This is a genomic window from Mesorhizobium sp. WSM4813 (assembly GCF_055811555.1).
Genome location: NZ_JBVVQU010000033.1, coordinates 58008 through 73230 on the forward strand (window position 1 = coordinate 58008; position 15223 = coordinate 73230).

General features: G+C 61.4%; 16 protein-coding genes. 6 read left to right on the top strand and 10 right to left on the bottom strand.

The genetic code is table 11. From position 1 onward, the window contains the following. Window positions 1–167 precede the first annotated feature (167 nt). The 3 genes from AC0L25_RS19780 (at window position 168) to carB (ending at window position 5825) form a co-directional block, all read left to right on the top strand. Window positions 168–926: a metallophosphoesterase family protein gene (locus tag AC0L25_RS19780; RefSeq protein WP_473597060.1), complete on the top strand. Its 759-nt coding sequence runs from the start codon at window positions 168–170 to the stop codon at window positions 924–926. Between the two features lie 211 nt (window positions 927–1137). After that, window positions 1138–2073: an SH3 domain-containing protein gene (locus AC0L25_RS19785; protein WP_473597061.1), complete on the top strand. Its 936-nt coding sequence runs from the start codon at window positions 1138–1140 to the stop codon at window positions 2071–2073. Window positions 2074–2321: 248 nt separating this feature from the next. After that, a complete protein-coding gene (gene carB, locus AC0L25_RS19790) occupies window positions 2322–5825 on the top strand; it encodes a carbamoyl-phosphate synthase large subunit (protein ID WP_473597062.1) in 3504 nt (1167 codons plus the stop codon). Between the two features lie 274 nt (window positions 5826–6099). On the opposite strand, the gene AC0L25_RS19795 is transcribed toward carB, so the two are convergent. From AC0L25_RS19795 to AC0L25_RS19810, 4 genes are all read right to left on the bottom strand, one after another. After that, entirely contained in the window at window positions 6100–6930 is an 831-nt protein-coding gene (locus tag AC0L25_RS19795; protein WP_473597076.1) for an AIPR family protein, read from the bottom strand. Between the two features lie 9 nt (window positions 6931–6939). Continuing rightward, the gene (locus tag AC0L25_RS19800; protein WP_473597063.1) at window positions 6940–7698 is read right to left on the bottom strand and encodes a hypothetical protein; all 759 of its coding nucleotides are present in this window, start codon (window positions 7696–7698) and stop codon (window positions 6940–6942) included. Window positions 7699–7824: 126 nt separating this feature from the next. Further along, window positions 7825–8289 carry a DUF6644 family protein gene (locus AC0L25_RS19805; protein WP_473597064.1) on the bottom strand — a complete coding sequence of 155 codons (465 nt, stop codon included), beginning with the start codon at window positions 8287–8289 and terminating at the stop codon, window positions 7825–7827. Further along, window positions 8286–8675 (bottom strand): DUF6152 family protein, encoded by a 390-nt coding sequence (locus AC0L25_RS19810; protein ID WP_473597065.1) that lies wholly within the window; start codon window positions 8673–8675, stop codon window positions 8286–8288. The genes AC0L25_RS19805 and AC0L25_RS19810 overlap by 4 nt, the downstream gene beginning before the upstream one ends. Window positions 8676–9144: 469 nt before the next feature. Here AC0L25_RS19810 and AC0L25_RS19815 point away from each other — a divergent pair, with 469 nt between their 5' ends. Next, window positions 9145–9465: a DUF1476 domain-containing protein gene (locus AC0L25_RS19815; protein WP_473597066.1), complete on the top strand. Its 321-nt coding sequence runs from the start codon at window positions 9145–9147 to the stop codon at window positions 9463–9465. 115 nt (window positions 9466–9580) lie between these two features. On the opposite strand, the gene AC0L25_RS19820 is transcribed toward AC0L25_RS19815, so the two are convergent. The 3 genes from AC0L25_RS19820 to AC0L25_RS19830 all read right to left on the bottom strand — a co-directional run bounded on the left by AC0L25_RS19820 (window position 9581) and on the right by AC0L25_RS19830 (window position 11729). Next, complete coding sequence (locus AC0L25_RS19820) at window positions 9581–10132, bottom strand: DUF4142 domain-containing protein (RefSeq protein ID WP_473597067.1); 552 nt, start codon at window positions 10130–10132, stop codon at window positions 9581–9583. A gap of 136 nt (window positions 10133–10268) precedes the next feature. Beyond that, a complete protein-coding gene (locus tag AC0L25_RS19825; protein ID WP_473597068.1) occupies window positions 10269–11012 on the bottom strand; it encodes a DUF899 family protein in 744 nt (247 codons plus the stop codon). A 297-nt stretch (window positions 11013–11309) separates the two neighbouring features. Then, window positions 11310–11729, bottom strand: coding sequence for a lysozyme inhibitor LprI family protein (locus AC0L25_RS19830; protein ID WP_473597069.1), 420 nt, complete (start codon window positions 11727–11729; stop codon window positions 11310–11312). 199 nt (window positions 11730–11928) lie between these two features. Between AC0L25_RS19830 and AC0L25_RS19835 the strand changes: the two genes are divergently transcribed. Continuing rightward, window positions 11929–12270: a hypothetical protein gene (locus tag AC0L25_RS19835; RefSeq protein ID WP_473597070.1), complete on the top strand. Its 342-nt coding sequence runs from the start codon at window positions 11929–11931 to the stop codon at window positions 12268–12270. A gap of 178 nt (window positions 12271–12448) precedes the next feature. On the opposite strand, the gene AC0L25_RS19840 is transcribed toward AC0L25_RS19835, so the two are convergent. After that, complete coding sequence (locus tag AC0L25_RS19840) at window positions 12449–12937, bottom strand: GNAT family N-acetyltransferase (RefSeq protein WP_473597071.1); 489 nt, start codon at window positions 12935–12937, stop codon at window positions 12449–12451. Between the two features lie 110 nt (window positions 12938–13047). After that, entirely contained in the window at window positions 13048–13905 is an 858-nt protein-coding gene (locus AC0L25_RS19845; protein ID WP_473597072.1) for a transglycosylase SLT domain-containing protein, read from the bottom strand. Window positions 13906–14084: 179 nt separating this feature from the next. On the opposite strand from AC0L25_RS19845, the gene AC0L25_RS19850 reads away from it, so the two are divergent. Next, window positions 14085–14654, top strand: a complete 570-nt coding sequence (locus AC0L25_RS19850) for a methylated-DNA--[protein]-cysteine S-methyltransferase (RefSeq protein ID WP_473597073.1) — start codon at window positions 14085–14087, stop codon at window positions 14652–14654. A gap of 12 nt (window positions 14655–14666) precedes the next feature. Here AC0L25_RS19850 and AC0L25_RS19855 read toward each other — a convergent pair whose 3' ends face one another. After that, entirely contained in the window at window positions 14667–14993 is a 327-nt protein-coding gene (locus AC0L25_RS19855; RefSeq protein WP_473597074.1) for a hypothetical protein, read from the bottom strand. Between the last annotated feature and the right edge of the window lie 230 nt (window positions 14994–15223).

The window sequence follows — 15223 nt, forward strand, 5'->3', positions numbered from 1 at the left end:
CTCGGCGGAGCCGAGACGGAGAGGGGCCTTGACGCTCTCCGATCGTTCAAAGAAGCTTCATTTATCTCGACGCGACGCTTGCGAAGACCCCCCTCTCCGGCCGCTTCGCGGCCACCTCCCCCGCTTCGCGAGGGCGAGGAAAAGCTGCCCTGCCTACGGAGCTTCCCATGCGCATTGCCGTCCTCGCCGATATTCACGGCAACATCGTCGCCCTGGATGCCGTGCTCGACGATCTCAGGCAGCGCGGCAATGCGGACCTCATCGTCAATCTCGGGGACTGCGTCTCCGGCCCGCTCTGGCCGCGCGAAACCATGGAGCGGCTTGAAGCGCTCGCCCTGCCGACGGTGCGCGGCAATCACGACCGCCGCGTCGCCCGCGACACCGCCGATGAAGCCATGTGGCCGTCCGACCGCTACGCTCAGGAACGGCTGACGTCGGCACAGCGCGACGCGCTGTTTGCCTTGCCCCTCACGCTGGAGATCGCGCCTGACGTGACCGCCTTCCATGCCAGGCCGGACCACGACGAAAAATACCTGACCGATACGATGGCCGATGGCCGGCTGGTGCGCGCGCCGCTGGCCGCCATTAAGCGACGGCTGGCCGCGCTCGACCCGGCTTGCCGCATCGTACTGTGCGGCCACAGCCACCGCAGCGAACTGATCCGTATCCCCGGCGGCCCGGTCGTCTTCAATCCGGGCAGTATCGGCTGCCCCGCCTATGACGATTCGACACCGCCGGCGCATGTTTCCGAGCAAGGCTCTCCGCACGCACGCTACGGCATCGTCGAACTGGGTGAGCCGGGCCATCCCGATCGCTTCGAGGCCATCGCCGTCGACTATGATTACGAGGCGTCGGCACGGCAGGCCGAACAGGCGGGGCGGCCGGAATGGGCCCACGCACTACGCACCGGATTCATGTCAGGCTGAACGCGGAACGCGTTCATGTCCGGCTGAACGCAACGCGTTCATGCCGCACGCTGAGCTTGCCATCCCTCACACTCAGCACGTTCATTCCTCAGCCGCATTTTCCGGCTTACATAGCGCCATGTCGTCGCTTATAAAATCAACCTGGAATGCGGTGGCGTTTCCGTGCCTGGCCGCGCCTTCGGTAATGCATCTATCGTCCACGGCCAAAATGATGAGGCGCACAGTTACGCTCCGAACGACGCTGTACGCGCTCTCTGCCACCCCTCTCCTGCTGACGGCGCTGCTGCCGGCCAGGGCCGAGGAGGCGTCGGTCGTTTCCATCGTAACCGACCTCGCTCCAGGCGATCTCCTGAACATCCGCGCCACGGCATCGGCGATGGGCAAGATCAAGGCTCGGCTGCCGAATGGTACGAGCGTGAACAATCTCGGCTGCAACGACGTCAATGGCTACCGCTGGTGCAAGGTCGCAGAAATTGACAACCCGCAACTGACGGGATGGGCTCCCGCGCGCTACCTGAACCCCGAGAATCCGGCGACCGTTTCGGATGCGGATACTGATCCGACCGGCGAAGGCACGGCCCCTGCAGCCGAGGCCTCGAACCCGGCAACCGCAGATCAGCCGCTGCCCGACCTGACAGCGCGCCTGAGCGTGCCCGAAACCACGATGACAGCCGCTGAGGCAATCGGCAGGGCCGCCATCGAGGACGCTTACCGCCTGGCGCTCGCTGCCAGCGGAAATCCTTCGACCGGCGAGACGCAGGCGCCCGCAGCGGCGGAGGAGCCCATCCGGAATCGCGCCATCAATACAGTGCCTCCGGCCAACGCACAGACCGTTGCGCGGTTGCAGCCGCCGGGGAGGCCCGCGCCGGCCCTGGGTGCCCGCAACGAGATTCCTTGCGCGCGCTATGTCGGCCAGCCGATGACCAGTTGCAAGGCGGGCGTCGTCCACAGGGGCGACAAAGCCGAGGTGACCGTGACCTGGCCCGATGGCGGCACGCGCGTCATCAGCTTCCAGGCCGGTCGGCCCGCCGGCTCGAATTCATCAGGCGAATTCCGCTACACCCGCGAGGGCAGCCTGAACATCATCCGTGTCGGCGTTTCCGAACGCTTCGAGATCACGGATCAGTTGGCTGGAGTAGGGGAGTAGGGCAGTAGGGCAATATGTTTAAAGGGCGCTCGAACCTCTGCCCTACTGCCCTACTGCCCTACTGCCCTACTGCCCTACTGCCCTACTGCCCTACTGCCCTACTGCCCTACTCGCATTTTAGGGGGTTACATCCGGCAAAACTCTTCCCTATAAGGCCCTCCTAGCCTGATACCAGAATCGCGAGCACAACCGGCCGGGTCTTCCCGTCCGGTTTTTCGTGCAAGCCGCCTGCCGAACGGACACTCGATATGCCAAGACGCACCGACATCAAGTCGATCCTGATCATCGGGGCCGGCCCCATCGTCATCGGTCAGGCCTGCGAGTTCGACTATTCCGGCACCCAGGCCTGCAAAGCGCTGAAGGAAGAGGGTTTTCGCGTCATCCTGGTCAATTCCAACCCGGCCACCATCATGACCGACCCGGAGCTGGCCGACGCCACTTATATCGAGCCGATCACGCCGGAAGTGGTGGCCAAGATCATCGCCAAGGAGCGGCCGGACGCGCTGCTGCCGACCATGGGCGGCCAGACCGCGCTCAACACCGCTCTGTCGCTGCGCCGCATGGGCGTGCTCGAACGTTACAATGTCGAGATGATCGGCGCCGACGCCACGGCAATAGACAAGGCCGAGGACCGGGCGCTGTTTCGCGAGGCGATGAACAAGATCGGCCTGGAAACGCCGAAGTCGATGCTGGCCAACGCCACTGACGTCAAGAACGCCGACCGCAAGACGCACGAGGCCGAACGCGCCGCGCTGAAGGCCGAGAAGCCCGAAAACCTCGACGCCGCGCTCGACGCGCTGGAAACGCGCTGGAACCTCGGCGAGGGCGACCGCAAGCAGCGCTATATCAGCCATGGCATGGCGATCGCCGCGCAGGCGCTCGACCATGTCGGCCTTCCCGCCATCATCCGCCCGTCCTTCACCATGGGCGGCACCGGCGGCGGCATCGCCTACAACCGCGCCGAATTCTACGAGATCGTCCAGTCCGGCCTCGACGCCTCGCCGACCACCGAAGTGCTGATCGAGGAAAGCGTGCTCGGCTGGAAGGAGTACGAGATGGAGGTTGTCCGCGACAAAGCCGACAACTGCATCATCGTCTGCTCGATCGAGAACATCGACCCGATGGGCGTGCATACCGGCGATTCGATCACCGTCGCCCCTGCCCTGACGCTGACCGACAAAGAATACCAGATGATGCGTAACGCCTCGATCGCGGTGCTGCGCGAGATCGGCGTCGAGACCGGCGGCTCCAACGTGCAGTTCGCCGTTAACCCGGCCGATGGGCGCCTGGTGGTCATCGAGATGAACCCGCGCGTCTCGCGCTCGTCGGCTCTCGCCTCCAAGGCGACCGGCTTCCCGATCGCCAAGATCGCCGCAAAGCTCGCCGTCGGCTATACGCTGGACGAGCTGGAGAACGACATCACCGGCGGCGCGACCCCGGCCTCGTTCGAGCCGAGCATCGACTATGTCGTCACAAAAATCCCGCGCTTTGCCTTCGAGAAATTCCCCGGCGCCGAGCCGGTGCTGACCACCGCGATGAAGTCGGTCGGCGAGGTGATGGCCATCGGCCGCACTTTTCAGGAATCGCTGCAGAAAGCTTTGCGTGGGCTTGAAACCGGCCTGACGGGCCTGGACGAGATCGAGATCCCCGGCATCGGCCACGGAAGCGCGCCGGCCAGCCATGCCGACGACCGCAACGCCATCCGCGCCGCCCTCGGCACCCCGACACCCGACCGGCTGCGCATGGTGGCGCAGGCGATCCGTATGGGCACCTCGCTCGAAGACGTGCACGCCATGTGCAAGATCGACCCGTGGTTCCTCGAGCAGATCGCCGGCATCCTGGCCATGGAAGACCGCATCCGCGAGCACGGCATTCCCGAGGACGCCGCCAATCTGCGCATGCTGAAGGCGATGGGCTTTTCCGATGCCCGCCTCGCGTCCCTGGTCAGGAAAGACGTCGAAGAGATCCAGAAGATCCGCGACAAGCTCCACGTTCATCCGGTTTATAAGCGCATCGACACCTGCGCCGCCGAGTTCGCCTCGCCCACTGCCTACATGTACTCGACTTATGAGGTGCCGTTTGCCGGCGCGCTCGCCAACGAGGCGCAGGTGTCATCGCGGAAAAAAGTCGTCATCCTCGGCGGCGGGCCGAACCGCATCGGCCAGGGCATCGAGTTCGACTATTGCTGCTGCCACGCGGCCTTCGCGTTGCGCGACGCCGGCTTCGAGGCAATCATGGTCAATTGCAACCCGGAGACCGTGTCGACCGACTACGACACGTCGGACCGGCTCTATTTCGAGCCGCTGACGCCGGAGGACGTACTGGAGATCCTGCGCGCCGAACAGGCGTCGGGCGAGCTGGTCGGCGTCATCGTCCAGTTCGGCGGCCAGACGCCACTGAAGCTCGCCGATGCACTGGAGAAGGCCGGCATCCCGATCCTCGGCACCTCGCCCGATATGATCGATCTGGCCGAAGACCGCGACCGCTTCCAGAAGCTGCTGCACAAGCTTGGCCTCAGCCAGCCGAAGAACGGCATCGCCTATTCGGTCGAGCAGGCCCGCCTCGTCGCCGGCGAGCTCGGCTTCCCGCTGGTGGTGCGCCCGTCCTATGTGCTCGGCGGCCGCGCCATGCAGATCATCCACGACGAAAGCATGCTGCAATCCTACCTGCTCGACACCGTGCCCGGCCTGGTGCCGGAGGACATCAAGCAGAAATACCCCAACGACAAAACCGGCCAGATCAACACGCTGCTCGGCAAGAACCCGCTGCTGTTCGACACCTATCTATCAGGCGCCATCGAGGTCGACGTCGATTGCCTGTGCGACGGCAAGTCGACTTTCGTCTCCGGCATCCTGGAGCACATCGAGGAGGCCGGCATCCATTCGGGCGACTCGGCCTGCTCGCTGCCGGTGCACTCGCTGACCTCGGAACTCGTCAACGAGCTGGAGCGCCAGACGGCCGCACTTGCCCGCGCGCTCAATGTCGGCGGGCTGATGAACGTGCAATATGCGATCAAGGACGGCACCGTCTATGTGCTCGAGGTCAATCCGCGCGCGTCGCGCACCGTGCCCTTCGTCGCCAAGACCATCGGCCGGCCCATTGCAAAGATCGCCGCCCGCATCATGGCCGGCGAGAGCCTGGAAGACGCCTTCGCCCATTACGGCGCCATGCCCGACCCACGCAACCCCGGCCACATCGCGGTCAAGGAAGCGGTGTTCCCGTTCGCCCGCTTCCCCGGCGTCGACATCCTGCTCGGCCCGGAAATGCGCTCGACCGGCGAGGTCATGGGCCTCGACCGCGACTTCGCGCTGGCCTTCGCCAAGAGCCAGTTGGGGGCGGGTGTTGATCTCCCCCGCGCGGGCACGCTGTTCGTCTCGGTGCGCGACGAGGACAAGAAGGGCATATTGCCGGCGGTCAAGCGCCTTGCCGGCCAGGGTTTCAAGGTGATGGCCACCTCAGGCACTGCCCGCTTCCTCGCCGAAAACGGCGTCGCGGCCGAGAAAATAAACAAGGTGTTGGAAGGACGCCCGCATATCGAGGACGCCATCCGCAACCGCCAGGTGCAGATCGTCTTCAACACCACGGACGGCCAGAAGGCGGTGTCGGACTCAAAATCGCTGCGCAGGGCGACGCTGATGCAGAAGGTGCCATATTACACGACGTTGTCGGGGGCGGCTGCGGTAGCTGAGGCGATTGCGGCGTTGAGGGCCGGGAGCCTAGAAGTGCGGCCGCTGCAGGAATATTTTGCCTAGGCGATTAGCCAATCTCCCTCCTTGTGGGGGAGATGGCCGGCAGGCCAGAGGGGGGTGCTGTCCCGCCGGCGCTGTGATTCCAACGCCCTTTCTGTCACGAAAGGATAAGGGCTCGCGTAACGCGATACAGAATAATTTTCAGAAGATGATAGATCTGAGACAGCAACTCTCACGCCAAGTATTCCATGAGCGACGTGGCCTTACCTCTCTTAACGTCTTTTTCGTAAGTTCGTAACAATTCAAGTCGCCAAGCCTTTGTTTTTTTCCGGGCTTTTCAAATCCGCTTTATAATCAAAGTCTGGACTCTGGTCATCCACCAATGATTGAGGTCGTTGATGATCTCCGGAACTATGTTTGTAAGCGCCTTAAATAGACTGGAATACTTAGGATTTTCTCTCAGTTTTTTCGAGTTGGCAACAGATTTAGCATTTTGATTCGTGTCAATGATTTCGCGAACGACAGAAAGTATAAAATACTTTGTAAGCGCATAGCTCGACATAGGGCCATTCTTCAACCCCTTTATCTCTTCGTTTATCAGGTTCATCAAGTCCCTGAGAAAAACTATCCGCTGCGCATCAACTTCGGGTCTACCGAATATCTCGGAGTAGTTTTCGTCAAAAACCTTGTAGATTTGATGACACGAAAAAGGCCTCCGCAAATCAAAGGCGAGAAGCATTCTCCCTGCTTCATCGTTCGAGATAACAGGGTTGTCGTTTCCGAACTTCTCTCCCCGCTTTATCTCGAAATTATAACCATAGTCCCCCTTTGCGAATTCCTGGCTAAGGCGATTCATGAGGTCGTCATCAGACCTCAGATCTTTCGCCTTAATCGCATTCTGGTTATTGCTATTAAGCGTTATCTTCCTAGACAGACGCTCATCATTCAAAGAAATTACCTTAACAAATATACGAAGATCATCGGATAGAAACTTAGAGTTATTGTAGAAAGTTGTAAGGCTTTGAGCTCCATTGACTACAACGTAATTAGATATCGTAATTTCTTCCGTTTCGGCGTCAAGGGTGGCGTCCCTGCATATTATCGTGATGCCATTGTGATACAAAGGAAAGAACAAATGCTCAGCTTTGTCTCGCACTGATGCTGTAATGGACTTATTTCACATCGTGTTACCGAGAGAATAGCGTACATTCCTTTTAAATAGCGATGCATCTCCTATTCCTTTAAGACCGGTCACCGCCGTCGCGGACACGGGGAAAACGAAAACCTCAGCTTGCTTACCAACATTTACGTTTAAACAGCCTGCATAGCTAACTGAGAACGTATATTTGTCATCGATGCCGCCCTCAGTTTCAAGATCAACGTGATCATTAGCAATCTTAGCCCGATCATAGAGTATCAATGCATCATGCTTGGAAAGAAATTCTTCGGTATCAGCGTTCGGCAGCTGATTTGTTACAAATATACCAACAATCTTATATCCTTTATCGACAAGGGGTCCGATCGATTGCCTCTGTAATAAGTTTTTCAAATCTTGATTGGCATTGCCATCTAGAATTTCAGAAACCTTGTGAGACGTGTCGAATTGAGAAAGGGTTCCAACAAAAGTTTTTAAAACATTATCACCAATCTTACTGTTATTGTTTTGTGTAGTCTTTGATTGAAAAATATGAATTTCTTTGTTTAGCTCGTCGACCCAAATGGCATCGACACCTTTGTCATTCTGCGCATCACAAACGGCGTCGGCAGCATCGACGGCATCAAGTCGATAAATATTCTCCAAGAACCAAAGCGTAAATGATTTTCCTTCACTAAAGCCCTTAGCGGTAAATCTCTCGATCAACGACGCGAAATTTGGTGACTCTAATTGCGCAGATTCCATCTGTTCCTCCCCAAGCTTGTCCGATTGATTATCCATTTTTATATTTTGAAATAACAGTCCACCTGACTAGTATCAACAGTCACACCTGATTAGGGGAAGGCAACCTAAGAGCGGTCGATCGCCGTAGGCTCTTGAGCTCGTCCAACATTGCCGACGCTCAGCCTAGTTGAGAAAACCGATGAACCGTCCGGCGAACAGCACCGACGTCCACAGCACCAGCGAGAGCACAGCCAGGATGGTCACGACCCCGCCGGCCGGCTCGTCACCGCCTTTTGCGCGGCGCATGAAGACGAGGAAGTTGACCCCGGCGAGGAGGATGAGTGTCATCTTGGTGAGGAAAACCGGCATCGCCGCGTACTCGCTCGCCCTGACTGAAAAGAGCAGCGACCCCGTGACAAGCGCGCCGGCAAATGCGGCAAACGCGGTGCGGCGCAGCAGCGCGACGAACGCCGCCTGCGGCAGCGAGCGGAAGGCGCCCAGGATCCTGAGGTCCATGAGCCAGACGCTAGTTAGCAGCGCGCCGATCGCCATGATGTGCAGCGCATTGACTATGGGGTAGGCGACGAAGGAGGCCTTCAGTGCCCGCACGACGGCGAGTTGCTCGATGCCGGCGAGGATCTCGTTCAAGCCGGCGGCACGCGGTCGGGATAGACATCATACGTCTTGCCGTTGACGATGATCCGCACTGCCTTCATGCGCTTTTCCTGCTCGTCGAGCGAACGGTTGCCGATCGCGGTCACCTCGTCGCCGACCTTGGCAACCTCCTCGGTGAAGCCGGCGGCCATCGTGCGGGACGGCGGCGCCATCTCCACCCGCCAGACCTCGCCCTCGGCGTCAACATCCAGCGTGGCGTGCGGATTGCCGATATAGATGGCCTTGATTGTGCCCCGGAGTTCGAAAAACCCGTCCTCGGTCCACGACCAGCCGTGATGGGCATAGGCTGCGGTGGCGGCGGCAAGGGTCAATGCCGCTGTCAGCGCGACGCTGCGAAGCCCGTTGAAAGGTGACTGCATCGCTCGCCTCCTCGGTTCGTCCCGCCATTCGAGAGTAGGTCAAGGCGCGGCAACGTCAAATCACATCGATGCGACGGCCGTCGGCCGCTGCGATCGAATTGTCGATGTCGGCACCGCCTCAACTGCTGGGGTTCCTCGCCCCCGCTAGAGCGGGGGAGAGGTGGCCGCGAAGCGGTCGGAGAGGGGGTTTCGTAGGGCGAATGCGTTGTAGAAAACTTGGTCACGGTCACGGCAATCCCCCTCTCCGTCTCGGCTGCGCCGAGCCACCTCTCCCCCACATTCGTGGGGCGAGGAACCCAAGTTCTGCTCGCGGGGCAGTATGGGCAGCGCCAACCTGAAGCGATTGCCCTGCGCAATGAACGGTCCGGTCTTGCTTATGACATCTATGCGCGCCATGTTCGGCCCCTACCCGCCGCTCTTCTTCTCCATCGAATGAAGGTCGGAGACTCAGATCTGAACGAGGCACACCATGAGCAGTATGAGAGACCGTCAGGAAGGCTTCGAAAAGAAGTTTGCGATGGACGAGGACACGAAGTTCAGGGCCATGGCGCGCCGTAACAAGCTGCTCGGTCTATGGGCGGCCGAAAAGCTCGGCAAGTCAGGTGAGGACGCCGACGCCTATGCGAAAGAGGTGGTGCGCGCGGACTTCGAAGAGGCCGGGGACGACGATGTGCTCCGCAAGATACGCGCCGATTTCGACGCGGCGGGCGTCGCCCAGTCGGATGTTCAGATTCGCGGCGTGATGGACGAACTGCTGGTGACCGCGGTCGAGCAGGTCAAAAACACCTGACAGCGGCTCCTGCCTAAAGCGCGTCGCGACGCGCTTTAGGCGCTTGTTTCATACATGTCGTTATCCCAAAACCGCTGCGCACCCTCGAGTCGGGCATGCTTTTGGGCGACAGGCATTAGCTGTGAGCGGCCACCAGATCCTTTACATGTTTTTCGTGCGTCCGCAGCGTCGGCAGCGTCTTCTTGGCGAATTCCTTCAGCGCCGGGTCTTCGCCCGACTGCGCATAGGTGGAAAACAGCGCCAACGCCTGCTTGTGCGCCTCGGTCTGCAGGAGGATGTATTTCGCCTGGAATTCCTCGCCGTCCAGGCCCTTGAGCTCGTCGAGCATTGCCTGGTCGTTCGGCAACAAAGCGGGGCCGCTCGCCGTCACCGAGGCCGTGGTCTGGCTCTGTTCCAGAGCTGCCTTGAAATCCTCGCCAGCCTTGGTGTGATCCCTAATCATCAGTGAGGCGAATTCCTTCACATCGGCGGCGACATTCTTTTGTTCGGCCAGTTTGCTGCTTTCAATCTCGAACCGATTGGCGCTGGGGACGGTTCTGGTGAAGGTCTCGGTCTCGATCTTGGTTTCGCCGACAGCCGGTATGTCGGCCGGCGTGGCGGATTGGGCGAAGGCCGCCGGCGCGCCGGCAAGCAAAGCGACCATGGCAATGGCGAGATGCGTTTTCACAGGAAATCTCCGGGATTGTGTGTCCTTGGAGAGTCAACGCGACACAGGCGGCGAAGTTGCGCGACGGGCAGGAATGGGGTGTCGGCGATCCTGCCAACACCCCGCTCGGCGCCGAAAATGTGCTTGGCTGCCAACGTCAGTGGCAGCACGCGCCGTCATACTGCAGCTGCTCGTCCCAGTTCGGCCGGCCCTCCGGCGTGAAATCCATCAGGTTCCACAAGGGCTCGCAGGTGCCGACTGCGCGCGGATCCTGGCCGGGTTCGGAGGGCGCGAAGCCAAGTTCGGAGCTCCAGAAATGGCGGATGCCGTCGGCGTCGCGATGGAACACCGACAGCATCGGAAGTTGTGCGCCGTCGTCGGCCTCGGCGTGATAGTCGCGCTTGAAGCTGTTGCCGGCCGAGGAGACCAGCCGCATGTTCGTCCAGCCGCGATCGCGGCCAAGCGTGATCAGGTTTTCGAGCGCGGTCTTGCCCACCACGGCGAAATTGAAGCCGGCGGCCTCGAGATGGCCAATGGCGCCGTCGAACTGGTCGAGCAGCGCCGTGCAGGAGGGGCATGGCTGGTCCGGCCGCGCGAGCTTGGCCGTGCCGCCGCTTGTCGCCACATCGCGCGTCTCCTGCGGATGGCGCGGAAACATCATCGAGTAGACGATCAGCGTGTCCTTGCCGGGCGAAAACAGCTCCGACAGTTTTATTTTGGCCGGCTTGCCATCGTCGCCAAGCCCGTCGAACACATAATCCTGTGGCACCAACCCGCCCGGCGGCAGCGCGCGGCGTGCGACGGCCACATCCTCCATGGCGCGGCGCAGCTCGATCTCCTTCTGCAGCAGCGTTTCGCGGGCGGCGCGGTATTCGCTGGATTCGTTGGGAAAGCTGATCATCGTCATCTCCATCTGTTGGGATTTTGACGACGCGCGCCAAGGTTCCGGCAACGCGCCTTGCCTCTCAAGGACGCATGGCGAAGGACGGTTCCGACATTTTTGCGCACACGGGCGGCAGAAGCCCCCTCACCCGGATTGCCAACCGAATTGCGAAGGGCAATTCGGGGCAATCCGACCTCTCCCCCGAGGGGAGAGGAGATTACCGCCGTTGATGCCAGCCTCTCTCGCCGGCGGGGAGAAGGTGGCCGCGAAGCGGCCTGATGAGGGGCCTCCTATGCGATTGCCAGTCGGCCGAAGCTATGGCGCTGTTGGTACCGGGCAGCTTGCATCGCCCTCCTGGCAGGTGAGATAGCCCTGAAAATCCTTCAGCCTGTTGTCGGTGAGGCTCTCCTTGCAGCCGGCGATAACCATCGGATACATGCTGCCTGCCATATCGGGCGGGCCGCCCTGGAAATTGCATTCGGCGTCGCGGAACGCGACCCAGGCGCGTTGCGCGTCGATCAAAAGCTTCTTCGACGCAGCATCGTCTTTCAGCCGCCCCTCGATCTGCCTATAGGCGTCGTTGAGCTTCTTGTCGGCTTCGGTGAACGACTTGCCGGCGCATTCGTTCATGGCCGCCTGGTCCTGTGCGTTGGCGCAATCCTCGGCGTGCGCCGCGTTGGCAAGCAGCGGAACGGCGAGGATCAAGGTGGCGAGACCGGTTTTTGAAAGCCGCATCGTGTTTCTCCGGTTTTCGAGAGCCCCCGCTGTAACAAAGCTTAACCGTGAGACGAATACAGGCAAGATGCAGCTTGTCGCCTTGGTGGACAGTTCCTTTCAGGCCGGCTCCGACGACTGCGAAGCAATAGCGTTGCGGGCGGGATGCATCTCACCGCATTTTTCGTTCAGGACTATAGGTCCATATCGGGGAAGAACCATGCGTGAAGCCGACAATGACGAAATCGACCTGCGCTGTCCGCAGATCGTCGCCGACAATGCCGCCATGGGCCTCAGGCTGCGCGGCATATTTGGCCGCGGCGGCACCGAGGTCGGGGTTGCGCGGGCGACCGAGCTCAAGAACCGCGATAAACTTTCGCCCTCCACCATCCAGCGCATGGTCAGCTATTTCGCCCGCCATGAAGTCGACAAGAAGGGCCGCAACTTCGGCAGTGAAGAAAACCCGTCGGCCGGTTACATCGCCTGGCTTTTATGGGGCGGCGACGAAGGCCGCTCCTGGGCGCTCGAGCTCAAGCAGAAGATCGGCAACGCGCTTGACTGAGCGATAACCAAGCAGGTTGGCTTGGAACGGGAAGATTCGCGGGGTGGTTGGTAGCGTAGGAGGAGGCGGATCCCGAACCCGCCTCGGGATCCGCCGTCGGGTGCGGCTGGCCACCTATGTGAAGCAGTTCACAAACGATGCACTTTCCGTCGCGTAAGGGCAGCCGACCAGAGCCGGGCTAGCCTTCCCAGTCGACTTCGAACATCCCCAGCCGCCCATAGAGCCTGACGGCGGCGGCGTTCTCTACCGTGTTGGTTTTGAGATCGACATGTTCAGCGCCGCGTGCGCGAAAGGCGGCGAAGGCGTGCCACATCAGCGCTTCGGCGATGCCTCGGCCGCGCGCCTCGGGTTGGACGGCAAGGTCTTTGACGAACGCTCTCGTCCAGCACAGCGCCGCGCCCGCCAGCCGACCCTTGCTGTCGATAACCAGGAAACACAAGGCAGGGTCGAATTCCGCGTCGCTCGAAATCCGCGGCCACCATTCGTCGAACGGCCCATCGGCGCCGTCGTCGAACACGGTGGTCAGCAGCGCATACAAAGCGAGCGCGTCGGTGGCCTCGAAGCCGCGCATGACAAAACCTTCCCGCCAGCGCGGCGGAGCAAGCGTGTCGTCGAGGATCTTGCGCAGCCTGATGTCGTTTGGTGCCGGCGGGCGCGGCTCAGGCATGGTGTTCAGTGCCTGTCGCGCAAAAGTGCGCAGCGGTTTTGCGATAACGACATGCATAAAAACAAGAACTAAAAGCGTGTCGCATGTATCCGTTCACACACGACGAGCTGTTAGGCATCGGGCTGCAGGCGACGCCGACCGCGGTCGCGGCCAAGGCCGGTTTCTCCCAGCATGCCCTTGCGCTTGGCGTCGTAATAATAGCCGCTCTGGTAGAGCCGGTCGGCGCGCTTGGCGTTGCCGCCGGCCACCAGCCAGGCGCCGCGCAGATATTTCACCGCATATTTCAGATTGGTCTCGGCGTCGAACAACCCGCTCGCCGGCCCGTCATAGCCCATTCCGCGCGCCGTCGCATGCTTGATCTGCATCAGCCCCCAATGGCCGCGATTGTAGGCCTTGGGATTGAAGGTGCTCTCGCGCTTGACGACACGGCGCACCAGATCGACGGGCACCTCATAGAGGACGGCATATTTCTCGATCAGCCGCTCGATCTCGCCGCGCGGTCCCGCCGAATACTCCTTGGCAGGGCTGGTCGAAAGCAGGGCGGACGGATTCTCAGGCACGACATAGGCGGCCTGCTGAACGCCGGGCATCGTCTTGCCCGGCTCGCCAGTGGCCGGCATGGCGACAGCGGCCGTCGCATAGACAGGTGCTGCGCTGGCTGGCGTGGCATCGGCCGTCATGGCTGCAGTTGCGGCCAGCGGGGTCGGGCCGACAAAGGCCGCTGGCTGGGCAGGCGTCGCAGCGGGGCCCACAGTCAGCGCCGTTGTCTGGACAGGCGCGATGCCGGATGATTCCGGCAGCACCGAAACCGTGTCGGGCAGCGCCAACGTAAAGCCGGCATCAGCGCCCGCGGCGGCGGTTTCAGTCAGGGAAGGCACGGCCTTGGTCTGCGAGGTCGAAGTGCAGCCGGCGAGACCGGCCGCAGCGAGCATTACGCCGATCGCGGGAAAGATGATTTTTGCTGGCAAGCCGCGCTCGGGTCCGGTTCGTCTGTTAAGAAAGTCCTTACACCAGCACCTTTGCCCGGGCAATCCGCAGCCAGTTGGGACTCGAATGGTTTTCGGGTGGCAACAAATCCCTGAAAATGCGATATCTTGTTCTCGATATGTACTGGATTCCCATCCGTTTCTTCGGAAAGGAGCGCATCATGGAAAGCACCTCTCAAGCCGCCGCCGGCCACGCGGTCTTCGAAACCGTGATCGGCTTCATGGGCATCGCCTGGAACGAGGCCGGATTGACCCGGCTCTGCCTGCCCCAGCGCAACCGCGACGCGGTGGAACGCCGGCTGTTGCATCATGCCGGCATCGCCGCTTCGAGCGCCCAACCGCAATGGGTTTCCGAGTTGATCGCCTCGATAAAGGCCTATGCAACCGGCGAAGACGTCGATTTCTCCGGTGTGCCGGTCGATCTCAGCGGCGTCGACGATTTCCGCCTCGCCATCTACGACGCGGCGCGCAAGCTCGCCTTCGGCGAGACCACCACCTATGGCGAACTGGCCAAGCGCGCCGGCCATGCCGGGCTGGCGCGTGAGACGGGCGCGGCGCTCGGCGCCAACCCGGTGCCGCTGGTCATCCCTTGTCACCGCATTCTTGCCGCCGGCGGCAAGATCGGCGGTTTTTCCGCGCCGGGCGGCTCGACCACCAAGGAAAAGATGCTGGCGATGGAAGGCGTGCGCGTCGGCCCGCCGCCTCCGGCGCAGGTCTCATTCGGCTTCTGAGGCCGGACCTAGCTAGTCCGGAAAGATGCGCCGGCGGAAACGCCGGTCTGTGTCCACCCGCTTGCATTTGTAGACGACGCAGGACCTGGTATCGGCGCTCGGCACTGAAGCCCGTGCCCTGACCTCGCCCATGTTGCAGAAGCGCTGGCTCCGCACATAGCGGTCGTAGAGCGGCAGCCCTGGCGTGCGCGTCGACTGGTAACGCAGGATGACCGCGCCCTCTCGCGCGATCGTCGCCCGCACCGTGCCGCAGGCCATGCGGCTCGGGTCATAGCGCGAGATCGCCTGCGCCTCGGCCGCCACCAGCGTCAGGCAGGCGGCAAGCAGAACAGTTTTCATGGTCCTCTCCCAAAACAGGACCGGACGCTCGAAGGCGGCACGATCCTTCCCCGTAGCGTGCGCGATCAGCGTTGCGACCCTCCGCAACGCGCGACCTTGCAAGCCTTTCACGCGATTGGGGCGGCCGTTGGGCAGCGCCGCATCAGCGCAGTCTGTCGGTAGCTTTTCAAGTTGTCCGGTTTTGGTAGCACGTCACATGTCCGCTTCTGTTTCTGTCCGGTGGGCCGCTG

What these genes read in the sequence shown, in the direction of transcription:
- AC0L25_RS19780 (WP_473597060.1), top strand. Translation starts at nt 168, where the DNA reads ATGCGCATTGCCGTCCTCGCCGATATTCACGGCAACATCGTCGCCCTG.
- AC0L25_RS19785 (WP_473597061.1), top strand. Translation starts at nt 1,138, where the DNA reads ATGAGGCGCACAGTTACGCTCCGAACGACGCTGTACGCGCTCTCTGCC.
- carB (WP_473597062.1), top strand. Translation starts at nt 2,322, where the DNA reads ATGCCAAGACGCACCGACATCAAGTCGATCCTGATCATCGGGGCCGGC.
- AC0L25_RS19800 (WP_473597063.1), bottom strand. Translation starts at nt 7,698, where the DNA reads ATGGATAATCAATCGGACAAGCTTGGGGAGGAACAGATGGAATCTGCG.
- AC0L25_RS19810 (WP_473597065.1), bottom strand. Translation starts at nt 8,675, where the DNA reads ATGCAGTCACCTTTCAACGGGCTTCGCAGCGTCGCGCTGACAGCGGCA.
- AC0L25_RS19815 (WP_473597066.1), top strand. Translation starts at nt 9,145, where the DNA reads ATGAGCAGTATGAGAGACCGTCAGGAAGGCTTCGAAAAGAAGTTTGCG.
- AC0L25_RS19825 (WP_473597068.1), bottom strand. Translation starts at nt 11,012, where the DNA reads ATGATCAGCTTTCCCAACGAATCCAGCGAATACCGCGCCGCCCGCGAA.
- AC0L25_RS19830 (WP_473597069.1), bottom strand. Translation starts at nt 11,729, where the DNA reads ATGCGGCTTTCAAAAACCGGTCTCGCCACCTTGATCCTCGCCGTTCCG.
- AC0L25_RS19835 (WP_473597070.1), top strand. Translation starts at nt 11,929, where the DNA reads ATGCGTGAAGCCGACAATGACGAAATCGACCTGCGCTGTCCGCAGATC.
- AC0L25_RS19840 (WP_473597071.1), bottom strand. Translation starts at nt 12,937, where the DNA reads ATGCCTGAGCCGCGCCCGCCGGCACCAAACGACATCAGGCTGCGCAAG.
- AC0L25_RS19850 (WP_473597073.1), top strand. Translation starts at nt 14,085, where the DNA reads ATGGAAAGCACCTCTCAAGCCGCCGCCGGCCACGCGGTCTTCGAAACC.
- AC0L25_RS19855 (WP_473597074.1), bottom strand. Translation starts at nt 14,993, where the DNA reads ATGAAAACTGTTCTGCTTGCCGCCTGCCTGACGCTGGTGGCGGCCGAG.